This window comes from Streptomyces sp. NBC_00271 (assembly GCF_036178845.1).
Taxonomy (GTDB): Bacteria; Actinomycetota; Actinomycetes; order Streptomycetales; family Streptomycetaceae; genus Streptomyces.
In genome coordinates this window covers 2,100,925-2,118,724 of sequence record NZ_CP108070.1, presented here as the reverse complement: position 1 = coordinate 2,118,724, position 17,800 = coordinate 2,100,925, and the positions used below count along the sequence as shown (strand labels likewise).

Sequence of the window (17,800 nt, the reverse complement as noted above, 5' to 3'; positions counted from 1 at the left end):
AGCCACATCCGAATCCGCACCCGACAAGCCACCCGGAGGTAACGCCACATCCCCCGCCCGGAGGGCGCCCCGTCGCTTTCCGGCCACCCGCCCTTGACACGCTTGCCAAGTGTTGGCCAAGGCTCCCCTCGATCTCCACCGCTGTCAGGCCCTGGGCCTGATCGGTACCGCCTTCCTCGCGCTCGGCGGTGAGACGGCCGGCGCCCTGCCCACGCGGGACTTCCTCGACCCCGGCTCCGCACGTGCCGTACTCGGCGTGGTCGGGGTCTACTTCGGTGTCGTCCTGCTGATCGCCGCGTGGGTGCTGCTCGGCAAGGTCGTACGCGGTCCCGAGCCGCCGACGCCGCGCGCACTGCTCCTGGTGCTCGCCGCTTGGGCGGCGCCGCTGCTTCTCGCGCCGCCGCTGTTCAGCAGGGACGTGTACAGCTATCTCGCGCAGGGCGCCATGGTCGACGCGCACATCGACGTGTACGCCAACGGGCCCGCGCAGCTCGGCGGGCCGCTCGCCGACGAGGTGGCACCGGTGTGGCAGCAGACCGCGACGCCGTACGGCCCGGTCTTCCTCGCCGTCGCCTCCGCGCTGTCCGGCCTCACCCGCGGGGAGATACCGGCCGGGCTGCTCGGCATGCGCCTGGTCGCGCTGCTCGGCGTGGGCCTGATGGCGGCGGCGCTGCCCCGCCTCGCCCGGCACAGCGGTGCCGATCCGGCCGCCGCGCTGTGGCTCGGCGCGCTCAACCCGCTCGTGCTGCTGCACCTGGTGGCCGGTGCGCACAACGACGCCATCATGCTGGGACTGCTCGGCGTCGGCCTGGTCGCCGCGCGCGGCCGATGGCACCTGCTCGGCGTCGTCCTCATCACCCTCGCCGCCCTGGTCAAGGCGCCGGCCGTGCTCGGCCTGCTGGCGGTGGTGGCGCTGCGCGGGCGTCGCGGAGTGCTGCGCACGGTCCTGACCACGACCGGGGTCGCGCTCGCCACCACGGCCGCGGTGACCGCCGTGGCGGGCACGGGGTACGGCTGGATCGCGGCCCTGAAGACCCCCGTCTCCCCGCACAACTGGTCGCCCACCAGCGTCCTCGGCCGCGCCACCGGCGCCCTGCTGAAGGATCTCGGCAGCGGCCTCGCCCCGCTGGCGATGCCCGTCTGGCACGCGACCGGGCTGGTGGTGACCGTCCTGGTCGTCCTGTTCATATGGCTGCGCCTGCGGCCGGGCCCCATCTACGCGCTGGGCCTGAGCCTGGGCGCGGTCGCCGTGTTCGGTCCCGCGATCCGGCCCTGGTACGCCCTGTGGGGCCTGTTCCTCATCGCCGCCGCGGCGCCCAACGGCTCGGTGCGTCACCGGGTCGCGGCGGCCAGTGCGGTACTCGCGCTCGCCGTACTGCCGAGCGGCGGACCGCCGGACGTGGATCAGGTGGTGCTGGCCGTCTCCGGCGGCGCGCTCGCCCTCGTCGTGCTCTGGCAGGCCCGTCAGGCCGCCCGGGCCGAGGAATCGGCGCAGCCGCCGGTGCTGGGGCGGACGGTATGAGACAACTGGACACCGACGGCCGACGGCTGCTCGGCCTGCTCTCTCTCGCCGTCGCGGTGGGTGTGTTCACCGCGACCGTGCCGCTGCTGCGCGACTGGTTCGATCTGCGTGTCTACTACGGCACCGTCGACGCCTGGGTCCATCACGGCGGCCGCATCTACGACTACTGGGTGCCGGGAACCACGTACGGATTCACCTATCCGCCGTTCGCGGCCGTGACCATGCTGCCGATGGCGCTGATCGGGCTGCGCACGGCGATCGCCGTCTCCGTGGTGCTCAATCTCGCGGCGCTGGCGGTCGTGGTGTGGATCCTGGTCGGGCCCGCGCTGCGCCGCTACGGCTGGTACGGCTACGCCCTCGCGGCCTGTCTGCTGCCCCTGCTCGAACCGGTCCGCGACACCTTCAGCTTCGGGCAGGTCAACCTCCTGCTGCTGGCCCTCGTCCTGAGCGACGCCTGGCTGCTGTCCACCGGCCGGGGACGCCGGGCGGGCGTCGGCATCGGGCTGGCCGCCGCGATCAAGCTCACCCCCGCGCTCTTCATCGGCCTGCTGCTGCTCGGTCGCCGCTGGCGCGCCGCCGGGGTCGCGACGGCCGTCGCCGCGGGAGCCACCGGTCTCGCGGCCTGGGCGGCGCCGGACGCCTCGCGTTTCTACTGGTCCGAGGCACTGTGGGACACCAATCGCATCGGACGTCTCGCCTATGTCTCCAACCAGTCGCTGCAGGGCGTCCTGGCCCGGCTCGCCGCACCGGGCGAACCGAGTCGGGCCGTGTGGGCGGCGACCGCCCTGCTGTTCCTGTGCGTGTGGGCGTGGCGGACCTCGCGGGCGCTGGCCGACGAGGACTGGACGGCCGCGTTCGCCCTCACCGGGCTCGCCGCCTGCCTCCTCAGCCCGATCACCTGGGTGCACCACCTCGTCTGGCTGCTGCCGTCCTTCGCCGTACTGCTGCACCGGCACCGTGCGCGGGTCGCGGCGGCGCTGTACGCGGTGCTGTGCAGCAGCGTGGTGTGGCTCTGGTTCGACGACTCCTCCGGCCTCGACGGATTCCTCGGCAGCAACACGTACACGTGGATCACGCTCGGGCTGCTGCTGTGGCTGCCGGCGGGTCAGTCGCGGGTGGCCCGCACGCCCTTGAGACGCAGAGCGAGGGCCACTCCGCCCGCGCCCAGACCCGCGGCGCCCAGGATCCCGGCCGCCTCCGGCCAGCCGCCGTCGAGGCCGTCCGTGGACCCGGTCCTCGCCTGTACGGGCGAGGCGCCCGCCGCCGGGCCGGACCGGCTGTCGGGGAGCGATCCGACGGGTTCGACGTGCCCGGCGGCCGCGAAGCCCCAGTCGAGCAGCGAGCGGGCCTCCTCGTACACCGTGGTGCCGCCGCCCGCCTGAGGGTTCATCACCGTGACGACGAGGGTGCGCTTGCCGCGGTGCGCGGCGGCGACGAGCGTGTTGCCCGCGTTGGTGGTGTAGCCGTTCTTGACGCCGATCAGGCCCGGGTAGGGCGCCACCCCGTCGGCGCCGGTCAGCAGCCGGTTGGTGTTCTGGATCTCGTACGGGTAGCCGTCGCCGGGGAAGGTGGCCTCGGCGGTGGAGCAGTAGCGCGCGAACTCCGGGTTGCGCAGGCCGGCCCGTCCGAAGACCGCGAGGTCGTACGCCGACGAGACCTGGCCGGGGGTGTCGTAGCCGTCGGGCGACTCGACATGGGTGTCGAGGGCGCCCAGCGAGCGGGCCTTGGCCTGCATCCTGACCGTCGTCCGGTGCCAGCCGCCGTTCATCGCGGCCAGTACGTGCACGGCGTCGTTGCCGGAGTTGAGGAAGACGCCGCGCCACAGGTCGGACACGCGGTAGGTGTGCCCCGCGGCCACGCCCACCAGGCTGCTGCCGTCGCCGATGCCCTCCAGTTCCTCCTCCTTGACGGTGTGCTGGATGCCGGCGGGCAGCGCCGGGAGCACGGTGAGCGCGAAGAGGGTCTTGAGGGTGCTGGCGGGCGGCAGCTTGAGGTGCGCGTCGTGCGCGGCGAGCACCTCGCCGGTGCCTGAGTCGGCCACCACCCACGACAGCGCCGAGATGTCCGGCAGCGCCGGGGCGTCGGACCGTGTGCGTACCTGCGTCCCGGCCCGCTGGAGGTAGGGCGTCTGGGAGGCCATGGGTCTCGGCAGGTCCGTACCGGGGCGGGCGAAGGCCGGACTCGGCGCGAGGGCCAGTGCTCCGGCCGCACAGAGGGCGGAGCAGGAGAGGGCGGTCAACGAGACGACCATCCGGGATGGGAATCCGATTGTCATACCGTCAACGTAGGAACGGAGTCGCCGTGCGCCGGGGTGCCAGGCCCGAGCGAGGGGATGCAGTACCCGGATGCCACATGCGGAAGAGGTCCGGGAGGTCCGGCGCGGTGGATTAGGGGTGGGATCAGGCGGTGGGCAGGGTCGGCTGGACCTGGCGCAGGAAGGTCGCGTTGTCCGGCGTGGCGCGCAGCCGCTCCAGGAGGGTTTCCAGGGCGGCCTGGGCGTCCCGGGTCTGCAGGGCGCGTCGCAGGCCGCGTACGGCTGTCAACTCGGCCCCGGGCAGGAGCAGTTCCTCGCGACGGGTGCCGGAAGGGATGATGTCCACGGCCGGGAACACACGGCGTGAGGCGAGGGTCCGGTCGAGGCGGAGCTCCATGTTGCCGGTGCTCTTGAGCTCCTCGAAGAAGTAGTCGTCGGCGCGGGAGCCGGTCTCCACCAGGGCGGTGGCGAGGATGGTGAGCGAGCCGCCCTCCTCGGCGAGGCGCGCGGCGCCGAAGAACCGCTTGGGGCCGTGCACCGCGGCGGCGTCGACGCCGCCGCTGAGGGTGCGGCCACCGGAGGCGGCCGCGTTGTTGTGCGCGCGGCACAGCCGGGTGAGCGAGTCCATCAGGATGACGACGTCCTCGCCCTGTTCGACGAGCCGCTTGGCGCGCTCGACGACGAGCTCGGCCAGGGCGATGTGCTGCTTCGGCGTCTTGTCGAAGGTCGAGGCGTAGACCTCGCCGCGGACGGAGCGCCGCATGTCGGTGACCTCTTCGGGCCGCTCGTCGAGGAGCAGCACGATCAGATGGCATTCGGGGTGGTTGCCCGCGACGGCGGCGGCGAGCTGCTGGAGCAGTACCGTCTTGCCGGTCTTGGGCGGGGCGACGATCAGACCGCGCTGGCCCTTGCCGACGGGGGAGACCAGGTCGACGACGCGTCCGGCCATGCCGCTCGCCGGGTGCTCCAGGCGGAGCCGGTCGCGCGGGTGCAGCGGGGTGAGGTCGCGGAAGTGCGGGCGGCGGCGCAGCTCTTCGGGGGTGCGGCCGTTGATCCGCTCGACCTCGGCGAGGGCGCGGGGTCCGCCGCGCACGCCTTCGACGGTGTCGCCCTTGCGCAGGCCGTGACGGCGGATGAGTGCGGCGGAGACCTGGACGTCGGTCGGCGTGGGCAGGCAGCTCTCGGCGGCGCGCAGGTACCCCTGCCCGTTGTGCGCGATGTCGAGGACACCGGTGGCGTGGGCCGGGAGCTGCTTCTGTACGGGAGGGTGTTCGAGTGTGGTGGTCATGAGAGGTGGTCCTTTCGAGGACGGATTCATGAGGTCATGAAGAAGGGAGGGGTGTGCCGGGGGGGGGGGGGGGGGGGGGGGGGGAGGCGGCGTGCTCACGCCTCGGTGCGGCGGGGAAGATCACCTGAAGGAGCTACGGCTGACCGCGCTCGGAAGGTGATGTGAAGAAGCTGGTCGCCCGATCGGAAAAGCGACGGGCATGTCAGCGAAAGAGGGAGATTCAGCACCGGCGCCCGAGACGGGGCGTACACAAGTGCTGAATGCACACTACCACGGCTCGTGACGGAGTGGCTGTGATCTGTCTCTCAATGGCTCGCCAAGATCTGTCTCTCAACGGCTCGCCAGGAGGCCGTACAGCAGCGGAATGCGCGGCTCCCCTTCCGGCAGGCGCCACCAGCCGGACGGTGTACGGACCATCTGCGGCCAGCGCGGCCAGGGAAGCTCGTCGCTCTCCCGGAGCCGGCGGATACCGAGTCCCGCTGTGGTCAACGCGTTGACGACCTCGTCCATTCCGTGCATCCACTCGTAACTGTCGGTCGCGCCCTCGACGGCCGGTCCGTCGGTGTACGTGTAGGTCGCATTCCGGTGCACGGCGTCCCGGCCGCCCAGGTAGTCGTGGCGCAGCAGCAGTTCGGTGCCCTCGCCCTCGGCGGGCTTGGGGCCCAGCGCGTTGAGCAGCGGATGGAACTCGGCGATGTACAACCTTCCTCCCGGGCGCAGCAGTTGAGCGATGACGGCGGCCCAGCGGTCCAGGTCGGGCAGATAGCACAGGGCGCCCTTGCCGGTGTAGATCACGTCGAACCGCCGCCCGTCCAGGGCTTCGACGGCGTCGTACACATTGGCCCGTACGTACGTCACGTCGGCGCCCGCCCGTGCCGCGATGTCGGCCGCGGCCGCCACGGACGCCTCGGAGATGTCCAGGCCGACGGTCCGCGCGCCGCGCTCGGCGAAGGCGATGGTCTCGGTGCCGAGGTGGCACTGGAGATGCAACACGTCGAGGCCGGCCAGGTCCCCGAGGTCCTCCCACTCGAAGGCGGCGAACCAGCGCGCAGGGTCGAGCTTCTCACCCAGCCCGTAGAACCGGCTGGCGAGATGGACGGGGGTCCGCGCGTCCCAGTTGGCCTGGTTGGCCCGCATCATCCGCTCGTGCTCGTCGGTCATGGAACCATCCAACCGTGGACGGCGGCGGATCCGGGGGAAGAACCGCGGATCGGCGCGTACGCCATCGCTGTCGGTCACGGGGTCGAGCGGGCAGAATCCTTCGTCGTAACGGCTCGCGGCGCCCGCGAGCCGACTCCCCGCGCCCGTAAGGAGACCTCCGGTGGACACCTCTCCCGTCACGCCGCACCGCATGGACCCGGCCGGTGGCTGCCCGCACGCCGACAACGCGCGGCTGCTCGAGCGGAGCGCCGTCGCGGCGGTGGTGCTGCCCGGCGAGGTGGAGGGCATGGCGGTGCTCGGGCACGAGGCGTTGAAGGAGTTCCTCGCGCATCCCGAAGTCGCCAAGGGCGCCGAGCACTTCACCGAGCTGCGGGAGGGGCGGATAGCGCCGGGGTGGCCGCTCGCGACCTTCGCGACCGTACGCGGGATGACGACCGCGGACGGCGAGGACCACCGGCGGCTGCGGTCGCTCGTGAGCAAGGCGTTCACCGCGCGCCGGGTCGAGGAACTACGGCCCCGGATCGAGGAGTTGACGGCGGGGCTGCTCGACGACCTCCGGGCCGCGGCCGAGCGGGACGGCGGAGTCGCCGATCTGCGCAGGCATTTCGCGATGCCGCTGCCCATGGGGGTCATCGGGGAACTGCTCGGGGTGGACGCGGAGCACCGCGACCGGCTGCACCACCTGTCGAACCACGTGGTCGCCACCGACATCGGCCCCGAGAAGGCCCTGGCGGCCAACCGTGAACTCGTCGCCGTGCTCGCCACCGTGGCCGTCGCGCGGGGCGAGCGGCCGGGCGACGACCTCACCAGCGCGCTGATCGCCGCCCGGGACGAGGAGGGCGACCGGCTCAGCCAGGAGGAGCTGATCGGCACCCTGGTACTGATGATCATCGCGGGGCACGAGACCACGCTCAACCTCCTCACCAACGCCGTACGGGCGCTCTGCGGCCACCGGGACCAGCTGGAGCTGGTCATGAAGGGCGCGGGCGGGGTGGGCTGGGCGGACGTGGTCGAGGAGACCCTGCGCTGGGACGCGCCCGTCAGCTACTTCCCCTTCCGCTACCCGGTGCGGGACCTGACCGTCGACGGCACGGTGATCCCCAAGGGGACGCCCGTGCTGGCCGGTTACTCGGCGGCGGGGCGAGACCCGTCCGTGCACGGCCCGGACGCCGACCGCTTCGACGTCACCCGGCCCGGCAGGTCCGGCGCCGCCCGGCACCTCTCCCTCGGGCACGGCGCCCACTACTGCCTCGGTGCCCCGCTGGCGCGCTTGGAGGCGACCATCGCCCTGGAGCGGCTGTTCACCCGTTTCCCCGACCTCGACCTCGCCGTGACGGAGGCGGAACTCTCCCGGCACTCCAGTTTCGTCGGCAACAGCGTGCGGGAACTTCCGGTACGGCTCGGCACCTCCCACGGCTGACCGCACGCATACCGCCGTACGACACCGCTCGCATACCGCCGTACGACACCGCGATGCCCCCGCGCCGACCCTTTTCTTGTTCTGGGCAATGGCCGTCCCTACGCTGCCAGCACCGCACACCGGCGGCACTGGACAAGGGACATGGCAATCATGGGTCGACTGGCTGGAAAAATCGCTTTCATCAGCGGAACGGGGGCCGGAATAGGGCGGGCCGTGGCCCAGGTATTCGCCGCGGAAGGCGCCACCGTATTCGGCTGCGACCTCGATGCCGACGCCGCCGCGGAAACGGTGGAACTCGTCGAGAAGGCCGGCGGTGTCATGCGGTCCCTCGCCCCGGTGGACCTCTCCTCCGAGGCGGGCGCCCATGAGTGGATCGACGCGGGGATCGAGGCCCTCGGCGGGATCGACATCCTCTACAACAACGCCTCCGCACTGCGGAACGGGCCGTTCGCGACCATGCCGGCCGAGGACTGGTACTTCACCATCAAGAACGAGCTCGACATCCCCTACTTCTGTACGCAGGCGGCCTGGCCGCACCTGATCGCCCGCGGCGGCGGAGCCGTCCTCAACGTCGCCTCGGTGGCCGCCGTCCGGGGCGCCCCCTTCATGCCGATGGTCCCGCACGGCGCGGCCAAGGGCGGGGTGCTGGCGATGAGCAAGCACCTGTGCGCGGCCGGCGCCCCGCACCACATCCGGGTCAACACCATCGCCCCCGGCATGACCCGCACCTCCGCGACCGCGCCCTTCCTCGACGACCCCGACGGACCGAAGGCGCAGCTGGAGGCGCGGATCCCGGTGGGCCGGGTGGGTGAGCCCGAGGACATCGCGCGCGCCGCCGCCTTCCTCTGCTCCGACGAGGCGGCGTCCGTCAACGGCGCCAACCTGATGGTCGACGGTGGCGACAGCGCGATGGCCGGCTGAGCGCCGGTGACCGTCCGACTCGACCACGTGGGCGTCAACGTACGCGATCTGCCCGCCCAGACCAGCTGGTACCAGGGGGCGTTCGGGCTCAGGGCCGTCTTCGAGTTCACCCTCGAAGGACCCGGTCTGAGCGCCGTCGTCCTGGAACATCCGCACGGCTGGCGGATCGAACTCCTCGCCAGGCCCGGATCCGCGCCGGGGCTGCGGGCCCCGGACCCGCTGACCGCCGCCCTCACCGAGGGATACGGGCACTTCGCGGTCACCACCGCGGAACTCGACCCCGTCTACGCGGCCTTGGTGGCGCACGGAGCGGGCGAGGCCATGAAACCGGGTCCTTCCCCCGAACCCGGTATTCGCATGGCCTGGGTCACCGACCCCGAGGGAAATCTCATCGAACTCATAGAGAAAAACGCAGAGTGAGGGCACGCACGATGACGGATTCGATCTCCACGACCTCTTTGAAGAAACTGGACCTCGGAACACTCATAGCCTGCTGTCTCGCAGTCGCCGCCGCGCAACTGTGCATTACCGTTCCGTCCCCCCCATCAATGGTGAAATCCAGGCCGCCTTCGGGGCGTCCGGTTCCCAGGTCGCCTGGGTCACGTCCGCCTTCATTCTCCCCACCGCCATTCTTGAACTGAATTTCGGTGTGGTCGGAGACCTCTTCGGCCGCAAGCGCCTGCTGGTGCTCGGCGGCCTCGTCCTGGCGCTCGGTGAACTCCTCAACGCCACCTCCCAGAACATCACCATGATGTGGACCGGGCAGGCGCTGGCCGGTATCGGCGCCGCGGCGCTCTTCCCCAGTTCCCTCGCGGTCATCGCGGCCGCCACCCCGGACGGGAAGGACCGTGCCAAGGCGGTCTCCGCCTGGGCGCTCAGCATCTCCCTCGCCTCCGCGGTGGGACCGCTGTCCTCCGGGGTGCTCGCCACGGTCGCCGACTTCCGCTGGGCGTTCGTGCCGCCCGTCGTCCTCGGTCTTGCGGTCGCGGTCGCCTGCTGGAAACTGGTCACCGACTCCAAGGCCCCCGAAGGCCGCGCCCTGGACTGGCCGGGCCAGATCACCATCGCCGTCGGCCTCACCGCCCTGCTCTGGGGCATCATCGAGGGCGGCGACCGCGGCTGGGGCAGCGCGGCCCATCGTCGGCTCGCTGGCCCTCGCGGCGGTGGCCCTCGTCGGCTTCGTCGCCGCCGAGACCCGCACCGCCTCGCCCATGTTCAACCTGGACCTGCTGAGGATCCCGTCCTTCGCCGCGGCGGCCGTCGTCGCCCTGGCCGGCATGTTCGGCTTCATCGGCACCGCGTACTGCGTCTCCATCCGCCTCGGCGCCGTGATGCACCTGAGCGCACTGCGCGCCAGCATGCCGTTCGTGATCCTCCAGCTGATCCCGCTGCTCCTGGCACCGGTGCTCAGCAGGATGCTCACCCGCGTCGACGCCCGCTGGCTCCTGATGGGCGGACTGCTGCCGATGGCCGCGGGACAGTTCTGGATCGCCGCGCTGCCCATCACCACGACCTCCCTCGCCGCCTTCATCGGCCCGGTGCTGCTGCTCGGCATCGGCTTCATCTGCGTCGTCTCCTCCCTGACCTCGGCCGCCGTGAACGCCGTACCGATCCACATGACCGGCATGGCCAGCGGCGCCACCAGCCTGGTCCGCGAGTTCGGCCAGGGCCTCGGTCCTGCCGTCATCAGCACCATCGCGATGAGCGCCGCGTCCTCCGCCCTGGTGGGCAAGCTCAACGGCGCGGACGCCGGCATGGAGGCCGCCGCGGGCCCGCTGGCCGTCGCCAACGCGGGCAGCGACAGCGCCAGGGCCGCCGCGCAGACCGCGCTCGGCCACGGCATGGCCATCGGCGTGGTGATCTGCGGCTGCGCCTCCCTGCTCGGCGCTCTGGTCACCCTGCTGCTGGTGCGCAAGAACACCGCCCGAGCGGCGGTCGGCGCCGGCGGTGAGCCGTCGGTGCGGACGGCCACCGCGTAGCGCGGGTCGTCGCGAAGAGGCCGGGGCCAGGGGCCCCGGCCTCTTCGCGCGCCCAGGATGTCGATTCGGCGCGGCCCCGTTCGTCGGTGGGGTGTAGGAAGTTCATGAGCACCGGGAGGAACCATGAAATACATGCTGCTGGTCTGCGGCGACGACACCGCCGACGCCTCGGGCATGGCCCCCGTCGAGCCCTGGGTCGAGGAACACGGCGCCCGCAGCGGCGTCCGGCTGCACGGCCACCGGCTCCGGCTCCCCGCCGATGCGGTCACCGTGCGGGTGCGCGGCGGCGAGGTGCTGCGCACCGACGGGCCGTTCGCCGAGACGAAGGAATACGTCGCCGGGTACGACATCCTCGACTGCGACAGCCTGGAGGAGGCCGTCGAGGTGGCCGCGCAGCACCCCGTCGCGGCCGTCGGCGCCATGGAGGTGCGCGCCTTCTGGGACGACGAGGACGCCGAGACCGAGATCCGCCGGCTCGACGCGGAACTCACCGCCGCCGGCCGTGATCGGGACTTCGACCGGGCGATGGCCTGCTACGCCCCCGACGTCGAGGTGTTCCACCCCGTGAGCGGTCTGGAACAGAGCGGCGTCGAGGCCCTGCGCAAAGCGGAGGAGCTGTGGTTCTCCACCCTGAGCGGGCCCGTGCACCGCGAGGTGTCCGACTTCCGCGTACGGGTCGACGAGAGCGTCGCCTTCAGCCACGCGCTCGTACGGATCCGCGCAACGCTCGCCACCGGTGAACCGCTCGACACCACCGCCCGGGTGACCACCGGCTACCGCGCCGCGGGCGACCGCTGGCAGATCGTCCACCAGCACACCTCGATCCCGTTCGACACCGGCGTCACGGAGGGCCTGTCATGAAGTACGTCCTGTTCATCTGCACCCCCGTCGGCGGCGAGGAGCTGAGCCCCGCGCAGATCGCCGACGACCCCCGCTTCACCTCGTACATCGACGAGGTCCGCAGCCGCGACATCGTCAAGGGCGGCGCACGGCTGCGACCGTCCACCGACGCCACCACCGTCCGTGTCCAGGGCGACGAAGTCCTGCTCAGCGACGGGCCGTTCGTGGAGTCCAAGGAGTACGTGGCCGGCATCGACATCGTCGAGGTCGCCGACCTCGACGAGGCCATCGCGCTCGCGTCCCGGCATCCGGCGGCGCTGGGCGGCGGCTCGGTCGAGGTGCGGCCGGTCTGGGAGTGAACGACATCAGCGACGTGGAGGCGGCGGTCGCCGCCGCCTTCCGCGAGGAATGGGGCCAGGTCGTCGCCACCCTGATCCGGGTGACCGGCGACTGGGACCTCGCCGAGGAGTGCGCGCAGGACGCCTTCGCCCAGGCCCTGGACCGGTGGCGGCGCGACGGAGTGCCGCGCCGCCCCGGCGCCTGGCTGACCACGACCGCTCGCCACCGGGCCCTGGACGTGCTGCGCCGCGAGGCGGTGGGCGCTCAGAAACTGCGGGAGGCTGCGGTGCTGGCACGGGACGACGGGCCCAGCGACCCGGAGTACGACGGCGACGACAGCGGCGTCCGGGACGACCGCCTGCGCCTCATCTTCACCTGCTGCCACCCGGCGCTCCCCCTCGAGGCCCGGGTGGCACTGACCCTGCGCACCCTCGCCGGGCTCACCACGCCGGAGATCGCCCGCGCCTTCCTCGTGCCCGAGGCGACCATGGCGCAGCGCCTGGTGCGCGCCAAACGGAAGATCCGCAACGCCGGCATCCCCTACCGCGTACCGCCCGCGCATCTGCTGCCCGAACGCACCACCGGCGTCCTCGGCGTGGTCTACCTGTTCTTCAACGAGGGGTACGCCGCCACGTCCGGCGCCGACCTGGTGCGTACGAACCTTTGCGCGGAGGCCATCCGGCTCGCCCGGGTCCTGGCCCGTCTGATGCCCGACGAACCCGAGGTCCTCGGTCTGCTCGCCCTCCTGCTGCTGCACGACGCCCGGCGCGCCACCCGGGTGGACCCGGCCGGCGAACTGGTGACGCTGGAGGACCAGGACCGTACGGCCTGGGACAAGACCGCCGTCGACGAGGGCGCCGCCCTCCTGGAGACCGCCCTGCGCCGCGGACGCCCGGGGCCCTACCAGATCCAGGCCGCCATCGCCGCCTGCCACACCACCGCCGCGACGGCCGAGGACACGGACTGGGCCGACATCGCCGCGCTGTACGGGGAACTGGCGCGCTTCGTGCCCTCCGCCGTGGTGCGGCTCAACCGGGCGGTGGCGGTGGGCATGTCCGAGGGCCCGGAAGCGGGGCTGGCGCTCGTCGCGGAGCTGGAGCGGGAGGGCGAGCTGGACGGCTACCACCTGCTGCCCGCCACCCGCGCGGATCTGCTGCGCCGCATGGGACGCCCGGCGGAGGCGGCCGAGGCGTACGACCGGGCGCTGGAGCTCGTGGAGAACGCCGCCGAGCGGCGCTTTCTGCAGAAGCGGCTCACGCAGTGCCGATCGGCGTAGGACCCGTCCGCGGCGACCGTCCCCGGGCCCGGGGGTCACACCGCGTCGAGCGCGTTCGTGATCGCCTTCACGCCGCCGTGCGCCGAGTAGCCGCCGTCCAGGGTGATCTCGGCGCCGTTCACGTAGGACGACTCGTCGGAGAGCAGATACACGACCAGCGGAGCGACCTCCTCGCAGGTGCCCGGGCGGCCCTGCGGAGTCATCGAGAGGTGCGCCCGTGTGAAGACCGGGTCGGCCGTCGCCATCAGGGGCGTCTCGATGTAACCGGGGTGGATCACGTTCGTACGGATACCGCGCGGCGCCAGTTCCAGCGCGGCCACCTTCGACAGGCCCCGGAGCGCCCACTTGCTCGCGGCCCTGAAGCTGCTCGGCGAGGGTGGTCGGCCGCGCCTCGATCCGCAGCAGCGCCCGGTCCGCGTACGGGTTGGCGTGCAACGGGGCCAGCGCCTCGGCGGCCTGCTCGGCGGTGTCGGTCATCGACACGCCCGTGACCAGCAGCACCGGCCCGTCCCCGGCGGGCGGGGTCTGTGTCAGCGCGACGATCTCGACCAGGTCGGAGACGGTGTGGTGCATGCCGTGCAGCCAGGTCATGACCTCGTCGAACAGGGCCAGTGGGTAGGCGTGGACGGTGTGCGCCAGATGCTTCGGCAGCGGGCGGGTGCGCAGATGGAAGCGGGTGACGACCCCGAAGAAGCCCGGGCCCGCGCCGCGCGCCGCCCAGAACAGGTCGCCGTGGTGCGTCTCGTCCGCACGCACCAGCTCGCCCTCGGCGGTGACGACGTCGATCGCGACGATGCTCTCGGCCGCCCAGCCCCAGCCGCGCGCGTTCCAGCCCTGGCCGCCCTGGAGCAGAAAGCCGCCGATGCCGACGGAGGGACAGTGCCCGCCGTTGAAGAAGCGCCCGAACTCTCCCAGATACGGATTGAGTTCGTCGCCGCCCTTGATGCCGGGGGTCGCCGTCACGATCCCGGTCCGCGGGTCGTACGCCATCTCGCGCAGACCCCCGAGGTCGATCAGCAGCGCGTCCTCGCGCACCGACCAGGCGGCCCAACTGTGCCCGCCGGAGCGGACGGCGACCTGCCAGCCCCGCTCCAGGGCGAGTCGTACGCCGTCGACGACGTCCTGCTCGGACTCGGCCATCAGCACGGCGGCGGGGGTGCGGTCCGACGGGCGGCGGGCGTTGAAGACCCGGCCGAAACACGCCTCCTCGAAGTCCTCGTCGCCGGGGAAGTGGAGGGTGCCTGAGAGACGCTCGATGTACACGCTCGTACTCACTTGATCGCGATCGGATTGACGGGGGCGCCCACCGCGCCGGTGACCGGCAGCGGCGCCGCGATCAGCAGGAACTCGTGGACACAGTCGGCAGCGCAGTCCTCCGCCAGCTCCTCCAGGTCCCACATCTCACCCAGCGGGAGGCCCATGTTGGGGATCGCGATCTGGTGCAGCGGGGACATCGCCGGCTGGGCGAACTCGTAGGGGCGTACCTCGAGTCCCCAGGTGTCGGAGGCGATCGCGGCGATCTCCGTACGGTGCAGCCAGCCGAGCGTGGTGAAGGAGAGGCCCGGGGCGTCCCCGGCGGCGTACCCGCCCCACGCGCCGAGTCGCCGTACCCGCCCCAACTGCCCTGTCCTGATGAGGACCAGATCGCCGCGCCGTACGGACGAGGTGGCGCCCTGAGCCTCGATCGTGGCGCGCAGATGCTCCTCCAGGATCGCGAAACCGTCCGGGAGTTCACCGTGTTCGTCGCCGACCGCGCGGCCCACGTCGAGCAGGACCCCGCGCCCGGTGAAGGCGTCCTTCATGTGCTCGATGCCGGTGACCGAGTCCCCGTCTCCGTTGACGATGGTGCACGGACGGCCGTTCCAGGCCTGCTTGTTGTCGTAGATGTGCCCGAGGCCGTCCCACTGGGTGGAGGCCTGGAGCGGCATCACGACATGGTCGTCGGCGCCTCCGAAGCCGTGCGGGAAACCCTGCGTCCCGGTGGCCGCGTCCGAACCGGTGTCCTTCATGTAGTGGACGGGGTTGATCCGGCCGCGGAAACCGCGCTGCGGGCCCCTCTCGTTGAACTCCTGGGAGAGCGAGAACGACCGGCCCCGGCGGACCAGGCCCGCCGCGTGCGCCCGTATCGCGTCGTCGATGAAATTGAGCGTGCCCAGCACGTCGTCCTCACCCCAACGGCCCCAGTTCCGGTAGGCGGAGCGGGCCTTGGCCAGCTCTTCCTCAATCGGACCCAGACTCATCGCGTACGTCCTTTCTGCAGCAGGTCGAGAGCGTTGCCCCCGGCGACGGCGGCACGGTCGGCCGGGGACAGCCCCGCGGCGTCCAGCCGGGCCACCGGGTCCTCGACGCCCATGTCGAAGGGGTGATCGGTGCCGAGGACGACCCGTTCCGCGCCGACCTCCTCGACCAGATGGCGCAGTCCGCCCGGGGTGTAGACGAGCGCGTCGAACCACATGCGCCGCAGATACGCGCTCGGCGGCTGCGCGCAGCCGCGCGCGTCCTCGCGCAGGTGCCAGGCGTGGTCGGAACGGCCGATGTACGTCGGCAGATAACCCCCGCCGTGCGCGGCGACGAGCTTGAGGCGAGGGAAGCGGTCCAGGACACCGGTGAAGATGAGGTGCGAGAGCGCGACCGTCGTCTCGACGGGCTGTCCGACCGTGTTGCCGAGGTAGTGCGTGGCCAGCCGTTCCCCGAGCGAGCAGCCCCAGGGGTGCACGAAGACGATCGCGCCGAGCTCCTCGGCCCGCTGCCACACCGGGTCGTGCGCGGGGTCCGCGAGTTCCCGTCCGTCCACGGTCGTGGACACGCTGATCCCGTACAGGCCGTACTCCGTGACCGCCTTGTCGAGGAGCGCGACCGCGAGGTCGGGATGCTGGAGCGGGACCGTGCCGAGGCCGTACAGCCGCTCCGGCGCCACCGCGCAGTGCGCGGCCACGGCCTCGTTGACCGTGCGCGTCAGGCGTACGGCGAGATCAGCGTCCGCCCAGTAGTGGTGCATCGGCATCGGGCCGACCACCTGGAGGTCGACACCCATCGTGTCCAGGTCGGCGAGCCTGGTCGTGACGTCCGTCAACTTCGATGCGAGGCAATGAAGTTGGGCGCGGTTGACCGCCAGTGACGTGGCGGAGTGCGCCCGCGCCTCGGCCGCCAGCTCGGCGGCCAGGCCGGGCGTGCCCGCGCACAGCGCGTCGGCGGCGGGGACGGCGAGGTGACCGTGGAAGTCCACGACGGGAACGTTCATGCGGCGGCCGTCAGATAGTCCAGGGTCTCCGACATGATCCGGCCGGGGTCCGCGCCGGGCGTCTCCGGGTGGATCTCCCAGTCGGCGAGCCGCAGCGAGTTCTCCAGCACCACCCGCACCCGGGGCAGCCGGCGCGCCATGAACGTGTCGAGCGCCTTCTCCAGCGGCGCCCCGCCGGTGACGAGTTCCGCGAGCACGACCGCGTCCTCGGCGCACATCGCGGCGCCCTGCGCGATCAGCGGCGGGCAGGCGTGCGCGGCGTCCCCGATGATCACCGTACGGCCCCGGTACCAGGGCTCGTCGACGAGGATCGTCTCGATCCACCGGTAGTCGACCGGGGTGTCCTGCGGCAGCGAGGCGAGGATCCTGCCCCAGGTTCCGCCGTACCCGGCGCCGCGCTCGCGCAGCAGCGACAGCGGGGCGCGCGGACCGATCAGTGCGGCGTCGAGGTTCTCGTCGAGCAGGTAGGCATAGCACTGGTCGGGCGAGATCGGACTGTAGCCGGCCTTGTAGCGCGGGCCGCCGTAGTACACCTCCGCGCAGTCCATCTCGGGCGGCCGCTGCGCGACCACCCGGAAGATCGACATACCTACCGGGCGGGGCGTGGTGGTGATGCCGATCAGCTGCCGCATCCGCGAGTTGATGCCGTCGGCGCCGACCACGAGGTCGTAGCGGCCGCTGGTGCCGTCGGTGAACGTGACGTCCACATGGTCCGGGGACTGGTCGAGCTTCGCCACGCTCAGCGCGAGCCGGACGCGCACCCCCTGCGCGTGGACCGCGTCGCACAGCGCGTCCTGAAGGTCCGAGCGCAGCGCGCCCGCCGTCGACGGCAGCTCGGCGCCGCCGGTGTGCGGGGTGCGCAGCTCGGCGAGCAGTCCGCCGTCGGCCCGGCGCAGCCGCATCACGTCGAAGGGGACGGCCCGGGCGAGCACCCGGTCGAGCACGCCCACCGAGCGCAGCGCCTTGAGCGCGTTGCCCTGGACGGTGATGCCGTGGCCCACACCGAACCACTGGGGCGAGATCTCGGCGAGCTCGACCTCGGCGCCCCGCTGGGCGAGCGCGAGCGACAGCACGCTACCGGTGATGCCGCCGCCGACGACGAGCACCTTGTGTAGGGGCATGGGCGATCCTTGCGAACGTAGAAGAAGAACAGGGGCGCGGTGGGGGCGGTCAGGCGGTGAAGCGGTCGCCGAGCGTGCGGTAGTGCTCGACGGGCGGCGCGGCGAAGAACGGCCCGACCAGGGCGCGCCACCGCTCGAAGCGCTCGGAGCTGCGGAAGCCGACCGTGTGCGCCTCCACGGACGTCCAGCCGACGAGCAGCAGATAGCGATCAGGGCGCTCCTCGCAGCGCAGCAGCTCGGTCCAGCGGAACCCGTCCGCCTCGGCGAGCACCTCGCGGGCCTTGTCGAAGACGGCCTCGAAGACCCGCTCACGACCGGCTTCCACGGTCAGTTCGGCATGCTCGACGATCACACTCGCTCCTCAGGTCCGATGGTGCTCCGAGCCTGCTCGGAGGGTCGTTGCAGGGTCAACGGATCGAGGCATCGGCAAGGGGGACG

General features: G+C 72.0%; 15 protein-coding genes and 4 pseudogenes. 10 read left to right on the top strand and 9 right to left on the bottom strand.

The window, feature by feature from the left end:
* Positions 1-109: 109 nt before the first annotated feature.
* The gene (gene mptB / locus OG798_RS10175; RefSeq protein WP_097226661.1) at positions 110-1,522 is read left to right on the top strand and encodes a polyprenol phosphomannose-dependent alpha 1,6 mannosyltransferase MptB; all 1,413 of its coding nucleotides are present in this window, start codon (positions 110-112) and stop codon (positions 1,520-1,522) included.
* Entirely contained in the window at positions 1,519-2,904 is a 1,386-nt protein-coding gene (locus OG798_RS10170) for a glycosyltransferase 87 family protein (protein WP_323138700.1), read from the top strand. The genes mptB and OG798_RS10170 overlap by 4 nt, the downstream gene beginning before the upstream one ends.
* A 59-nt stretch (positions 2,905-2,963) precedes the next feature.
* Here the strand turns inward: OG798_RS10170 and OG798_RS10165 are convergent.
* The 3 genes and pseudogenes from OG798_RS10165 to OG798_RS10155 form a co-directional block, all read right to left on the bottom strand.
* Positions 2,964-3,662, bottom strand: a pseudogene (locus OG798_RS10165) (D-alanyl-D-alanine carboxypeptidase family protein); the annotation flags it as partial.
* Between the two features lie 259 nt (positions 3,663-3,921).
* On the bottom strand, positions 3,922-5,064 hold the full coding sequence (gene rho / locus OG798_RS10160) for a transcription termination factor Rho (protein WP_267061009.1): 1,143 nt from the start codon (positions 5,062-5,064) through the stop codon (positions 3,922-3,924).
* A gap of 330 nt (positions 5,065-5,394) precedes the next feature.
* A complete protein-coding gene (locus OG798_RS10155; RefSeq protein WP_267061008.1) occupies positions 5,395-6,225 on the bottom strand; it encodes a class I SAM-dependent methyltransferase in 831 nt (276 codons plus the stop codon).
* Positions 6,226-6,385: 160 nt separating this feature from the next.
* On the opposite strand from OG798_RS10155, the gene OG798_RS10150 reads away from it, so the two are divergent.
* The 8 genes and pseudogenes from OG798_RS10150 (at position 6,386) to OG798_RS10115 (ending at position 13,000) form a co-directional block, all read left to right on the top strand.
* Complete coding sequence (locus tag OG798_RS10150; protein ID WP_328756841.1) at positions 6,386-7,645, top strand: cytochrome P450 family protein; 1,260 nt, start codon at positions 6,386-6,388, stop codon at positions 7,643-7,645.
* Positions 7,646-7,786: 141 nt separating this feature from the next.
* Positions 7,787-8,566, top strand: a complete 780-nt coding sequence (locus tag OG798_RS10145; protein WP_328756840.1) for an SDR family NAD(P)-dependent oxidoreductase — start codon at positions 7,787-7,789, stop codon at positions 8,564-8,566.
* Positions 8,567-8,572: 6 nt separating this feature from the next.
* The gene (locus OG798_RS10140) at positions 8,573-8,986 is read left to right on the top strand and encodes a VOC family protein (protein ID WP_095856274.1); all 414 of its coding nucleotides are present in this window, start codon (positions 8,573-8,575) and stop codon (positions 8,984-8,986) included.
* A 100-nt stretch (positions 8,987-9,086) separates the two neighbouring features.
* Positions 9,087-9,560: pseudogene (locus OG798_RS10135) on the top strand (MFS transporter); the annotation flags it as partial.
* A gap of 217 nt (positions 9,561-9,777) precedes the next feature.
* Complete coding sequence (locus OG798_RS10130) at positions 9,778-10,545, top strand: MFS transporter (RefSeq protein WP_328756839.1); 768 nt, start codon at positions 9,778-9,780, stop codon at positions 10,543-10,545.
* 123 nt (positions 10,546-10,668) lie between these two features.
* Positions 10,669-11,406, top strand: a complete 738-nt coding sequence (locus OG798_RS10125) for an SgcJ/EcaC family oxidoreductase (RefSeq protein ID WP_267061004.1) — start codon at positions 10,669-10,671, stop codon at positions 11,404-11,406.
* Positions 11,403-11,744: a YciI family protein gene (locus OG798_RS10120; RefSeq protein WP_097226666.1), complete on the top strand. Its 342-nt coding sequence runs from the start codon at positions 11,403-11,405 to the stop codon at positions 11,742-11,744. Before OG798_RS10125 ends, OG798_RS10120 begins: the two co-directional genes overlap by 4 nt.
* 5 nt (positions 11,745-11,749) lie before the next feature.
* Positions 11,750-13,000 (top strand): RNA polymerase sigma factor, encoded by a 1,251-nt coding sequence (locus OG798_RS10115; protein WP_443054182.1) that lies wholly within the window; start codon positions 11,750-11,752, stop codon positions 12,998-13,000.
* A 35-nt stretch (positions 13,001-13,035) separates the two neighbouring features.
* On the opposite strand, the pseudogene OG798_RS10110 reads toward OG798_RS10115, so the two are convergent.
* From OG798_RS10110 to OG798_RS10085, 6 genes and pseudogenes are all read right to left on the bottom strand, one after another.
* Positions 13,036-13,353 (bottom strand): annotated as a pseudogene (locus tag OG798_RS10110) (SDR family NAD(P)-dependent oxidoreductase); the annotation flags it as partial.
* Between the two features lie 454 nt (positions 13,354-13,807).
* Positions 13,808-14,140: pseudogene (locus OG798_RS10105) on the bottom strand (FAD-binding protein); the annotation flags it as partial.
* A 131-nt stretch (positions 14,141-14,271) separates the two neighbouring features.
* Positions 14,272-15,240 carry a cyclase family protein gene (locus tag OG798_RS10100; RefSeq protein ID WP_328756836.1) on the bottom strand — a complete coding sequence of 323 codons (969 nt, stop codon included), beginning with the start codon at positions 15,238-15,240 and terminating at the stop codon, positions 14,272-14,274.
* A complete protein-coding gene (locus tag OG798_RS10095; protein ID WP_267061001.1) occupies positions 15,237-16,241 on the bottom strand; it encodes an amidohydrolase family protein in 1,005 nt (334 codons plus the stop codon). The genes OG798_RS10100 and OG798_RS10095 overlap by 4 nt, the downstream gene beginning before the upstream one ends.
* The gene (locus OG798_RS10090) at positions 16,238-17,362 is read right to left on the bottom strand and encodes an FAD-dependent monooxygenase (RefSeq protein ID WP_267061000.1); all 1,125 of its coding nucleotides are present in this window, start codon (positions 17,360-17,362) and stop codon (positions 16,238-16,240) included. The genes OG798_RS10095 and OG798_RS10090 overlap by 4 nt, the downstream gene beginning before the upstream one ends.
* A gap of 49 nt (positions 17,363-17,411) precedes the next feature.
* On the bottom strand, positions 17,412-17,714 hold the full coding sequence (locus OG798_RS10085; protein ID WP_328756835.1) for an antibiotic biosynthesis monooxygenase family protein: 303 nt from the start codon (positions 17,712-17,714) through the stop codon (positions 17,412-17,414).
* Between the last annotated feature and the right edge of the window lie 86 nt (positions 17,715-17,800).